3 protein-coding genes and 1 pseudogene are annotated in these 4,369 nt (G+C 72.4%); all 4 read right to left on the reverse strand.

Annotated elements, in window-relative coordinates; translation table 11 throughout:
- Positions 1-213, reverse strand: a pseudogene (locus LK10_RS01615) (hypothetical protein); the annotation flags it as partial.
- An 867-nt stretch (positions 214-1,080) separates the two neighbouring features.
- Complete coding sequence (locus LK10_RS01620) at positions 1,081-1,968, reverse strand: cytochrome c oxidase assembly protein (RefSeq protein ID WP_052206829.1); 888 nt, start codon at positions 1,966-1,968, stop codon at positions 1,081-1,083.
- 165 nt (positions 1,969-2,133) lie between these two features.
- The gene (locus LK10_RS01625; protein WP_156143984.1) at positions 2,134-2,595 is read right to left on the reverse strand and encodes a hypothetical protein; all 462 of its coding nucleotides are present in this window, start codon (positions 2,593-2,595) and stop codon (positions 2,134-2,136) included.
- The coding region (locus tag LK10_RS01630) for a transglycosylase domain-containing protein (RefSeq protein ID WP_081998202.1) at positions 2,576-4,369 on the reverse strand (1,794 nt) is incomplete at its 5' end. The genes LK10_RS01630 and LK10_RS01625, both read right to left, overlap by 20 nt.

Consider the following 4,369-nt stretch of genomic DNA (forward strand, 5'->3'; position numbering starts at 1 on the left):
ACGGCCCGCGGACCTCCCGAGGATCACGCTGCTGCTTTCGGGGTCGCGGAGCTGCAGGGGCCCGACGGGCGCTTGGACGCCGGGGACCGCGGCCGCCTCATGGGAGGTTCCCTGGGGGTTGACGAAGCTGCGCCCGCTGGCGCCCAGCACGCAGGCTGCCAGGACAGCGCCCAGGGCGGTTCGTCGCGCTGGGGCGGGACGGGTCGATTCCATGGTTCTTCCTCCCGGCCCGCTCAGGGCGGTGGCGAGGGTGGCGTGGACGGTGAGGGGGCGCCCGCGGGTCAGGGCGATCGTGGCGGTGGTGCCGGGGGGCTGCTCGTGGACGGCGGCGGTTAGCCCTTGAGGGCTGTGGACGGGGTAGGCCCCAAGGCCGGGTGATGACGGTCGCCGGCCCTGATGCCGGCCTGCTGGGCGGGGGAGCCGGGGGGACGCGGGCCACCTGGGCCCCGACGGGGAAGGGGGAGCCCGGTGCCCCGCGGGGGCTGTGGGCTCGACGGTGACGCCGCGCCTGGCATAGTCGGCGGGGATGCTGAAGCCGATGCCGATGCTCCCGCGCTGGCCCGTGCCGGCGCTGCCAGGACGATTCCTGCCGGCGCCGCGCCGGCTCTCAGGACGGCCGCGGCGAGCACCGCCACCGCCGGGGTGCCCCAGCCCTGGCCGCCCCAGCGGAACCGCGGCCCCCGGGGGCCTGCTCCGCGTCCTCGGACCCCTTCCAATTCCTCGCACTCCTTCCCCGCTCCTGCCCGCGCCCCGTCCCGCTTCTGGCCCGATGGTGGCGCGCGATCCTGAGAACCGCCCAGAAGGAGCCAGTGAGAACCGTCGGAGGAAGCAGGCGACAGATCAGGGCCGCAGCGTCGCCGCCGCCTCCGGAAGGGGCCCTCCCGAAACGGGCGGAGCGTTCCCCAGGTACCCTCCTGCTGGGGCGGCGACGGACCGCCCTGTCCCGGCGGCTGCCCGCAACGCCTGGCTCGCCGTTCAGCGGCCGGGATCCCCGCCCGGGCGGCCGCCAGGAATGAGGGTGAGGCGGTGCGGGCGCCGACGAGTCCCAGCGCTCCGGCACGCACGGCCCTGCTGGTGGGCTCACTGCCTCCCGCCGTGCAGGTGTGCTTCGGCGAGCGCTTCCATCTCATCGTCGCTGAGCGCGTCGAGCCTGCGGGCCTCCTTAGCGTCGCTGCGCAGGTACCGGGCGATCAGGAGCACGTGCACGGGCAGGTCGGCCATCTCGCAGATGAACCACAGCCAGTCCCCGGCCAGGTGCTGGTCGTGCAGGGGTGAGGGGTGCAGCCATGCGGGGGAGCTGCCGGCCGCGGCCGGGACGCGGTCCAGGATCGCCGTGTTCAGCCGCAGGGCGATGCCGGGGATCGCGTCGGCCATCAGCTCGATGAAGATGAAGAGCAGTTCCAGGACCATCAGGGGCGAGTACCGGGCGTGGGCGGTGTCGGTGGCCGGCAGGAGCAGGGCCAGCCCGAGGATGGGCAGGGCCAGGGTCAGGAGTGTCTCGGCAGCCGGGGTGGTCCTGGCGTAGCCGGCGGCCGGGGTCAGCATCAGGGCGAAGAGCCCCATGCAGACCAGAGGTCCGACCAGCGGGTTCCCCAGGAGGTGCAGCGGCCTTCCCAGCATCAGGCTGCACAGCCTGCGGGCCGGGCCCCAGGGCATGGCGGCCCGGGCCAGGGCCAGCGGCCTGCCCAGGGCGATCAGTCCCGGGACGACCAGGAGCAGGACGGCGACGCGGATCGCGAAGGCCCAGCGCAGGTCCGGGCTGTAGACGCCGAGGAAGCCGCAGGCGGTCGCGAGGTAGGATCCGAGGCCGAGCAGGCCGAAGGAGAGGGTCCGCCGCTTCGGCCACCTCCCGCCGGACTTCCCGATCCGGCGCACGCCCGCGCCGTAGGCCGCGGCGCCCAGGGCCAGGAGCAGGCCTGCGGCCGGTTCGAACCGCCAGGTGCCCAGCAGCACTGGGATCGGAGGCATCCGCCACCGCCTTCCCTCTCCGGGCCTGCCCCGCCGGGCCGCCGTGAAGCGGATGCGGGGGCCGGGCCGATGTCTGCGCGGCGTTTCTGGGCCTTTGGCTCCTCGGCCACGCCAGCCAATGCTCGCATGGCTGGCTGGGAGTCGTGCCTGAAGGGCCTTGGTGTCCTACCTGAGCCCTTCCTCGGGGCCCGGCGCATTCCGCGAGCTGTTTCCGGCGAGCCGGCGGACGCCCTGCCCAGGCAAGCCAGGCACCACGGGGGCTGTGGCCCGCGCGCCGGACTCCGCGACCTTGCCGGACGATGCGGGCCTCGTCGGCCTGGCTGCGGACGGCCACCGAGACTGCCCCTCGCCCCGGGACTTGCGGGCGGCGACGGCGTGGTCCGGGAACCTCACGGGCCGTGAATGCACCCGCACTGGCGCAGGGCCGGGGGGGACGGCGGCCAGAGAGCAGCCGAGCAGGGCCGTGGCGGCGCCGATGATGGCCGCCATGAGCATCCCGACGAGCAGGGTGCGGGTCCTCCAGCGGCCCTGCCCCCGGGTGCGGGCCTGCCTGTTCCTTCGCGTGCTCTCGGCCTTCGCCTTCCCTGGCCGGCTCCCGCGCGGCGGCCTAGCCCTTGCCTGTCCCATGCTGCGCCGCCGGGGGCTGGACGGTGGTGGTGGAGCCCGAGGTGGTGCCGGAAGGTGTGGGGGCCTGGTAGGACGTTCCGGTGATGAGGTTCTGGGGCGGCGGGGTGAAGATGCCGTGGTCGTAGTAGCCGGTGACCTGCTGCATGTACTGGGCCCATTGGGGCCCGGCGATGTAGGCGCCGTCGACGGTGGGGTAGTACTGGCCGTTTACGGTGAGGTCGCGTCCGAGACGGGCGGTGGAGTTGAAGGGGTCGCCGAAGAAGGAGGCGGTGGCCAGGCCCTTGGTGTACCCGACGACCCAGGTCTGGTTGTTCAGGTTGTTTGTGCCGGTCTTCATCGCGTACGGGACGGGGAGCTTCTGCGGGATGAGCAGGCCGGAGCCCTTGGTGACCACGTCCTGCAGGACGTTGGTGGCGGCCTCGGCCACGCCGGGCTGGAGGGCGTCGGCTTTGCAGCTCGGGTTCTGTCCGCCGATCCTGTGGCCTTGGGAGTCGTCGACCTCCGTGATGGAGATGGGGGTGCAGTAGGTGCCGTCGGCGGCGAAGGTCGCGAACGCGTCGGCCATGGTCACAGGCGCGACGTTCTCCCCGCCGAGGAGGTTGCCGAGGGTGGAGAGGTTCATCCTGTCCCCGGTCTTGTCGCCCTTGTGCATGCCCATGGCGTCGGCGGCGCGCTGGATGTCGCAGAAGTCGTCCAGGCCGGCGGCGGAGGCGAAGGTCGCGGTGTTGATCGAGTTGTAGATCCCTTCCCGGACGGTCATGGGGTGGTAGTAGCCGCCGGAGTCGTTCTGCAGGTCGGGCGAGCCGGCGGCGGCGTCGTAGAACCCGGTGACCGGCCCGCAGGTGTCCCTCCATGGGTAGTCGGGCGGGTAGACGCGCCGGGAGGCGTCCACGACGGCGTCGGTGGGCTTGCCCTCGCCCAGCCAGGCGGCCAGGGTGACCGGCTTCATGGTGGATCCGGGCTGCATGCCGCCGACCCCGCCGAGGGGGTTGCCGTTGGCGTCGGCGCTGTCGACGTTGAAGTTGTAGCTGGTGACGAAGTCGCTGCCCTGGCCGGCGAGCATGCGGGAGTTCTGCGCCATGGCCAGGATCTTCCCGGTTCCGGGCTGGACCGTCACGAGAGAGGTTCCCCACTCGTCCGGGTGCGGCCCGGTCGTGGCGTCGGCCTGCTGCTGGGCCGGGCCCTGCAGGCGCGGGTCGAGGGTGGTCTTGATGGTCAGGCCGCCGCTGGTGACGCGCTGGACGCGGTCCTTGGCGGTGGCGCCGTAGGCGGGGTCGTTCTCGATCTGGTGCAGGACGTAGTCGCAGAAGTACGGGGCCTGGGCCGCGTACTGGCAGCCCTGCTTCGGCGGGTTGAGCTTGAGCGCCAGCGGTGCCTTGACCGCGGCGTCGTGCTCGGCCTTGTCGATGTACCCGTGGGTGAGCATCGCGTCCAGGACCAGGTTGCGGCGGGCGACGGCCCTGTCGGGGTAGGCGGTCGGGTCGTAGTAGCCGGGGCCGTTGACCAGGCCGGCCAGGAGCGCGGCCTGGGGGAGGGTGAGGTCTTTGGCGTCTTCGGAGAAGAGGTACTGGGCGGCGGCCTGCACCCCGTAGGCGTTGCCGCTGAAGGGGACGATGTTCAGGTAGCCGTCGAGGATCTGGTCCTTGGACTCCTGCTGCTCGAGCCCGATGGCGAGCTTCATCTCGCGCAGCTTGTCCCCGATGGTCTTGTCGGTCCCGTTGAGGACGACGTCGGAGCTCTTGCCCTGGGCGACGAGGTCCTCGTTGAGAACGTT

The sequence above is a fragment of the Sinomonas humi genome (genome assembly GCF_000802235.1).
GTDB classification, from domain to species: domain Bacteria; phylum Actinomycetota; class Actinomycetes; order Actinomycetales; family Micrococcaceae; genus Sinomonas; species Sinomonas humi.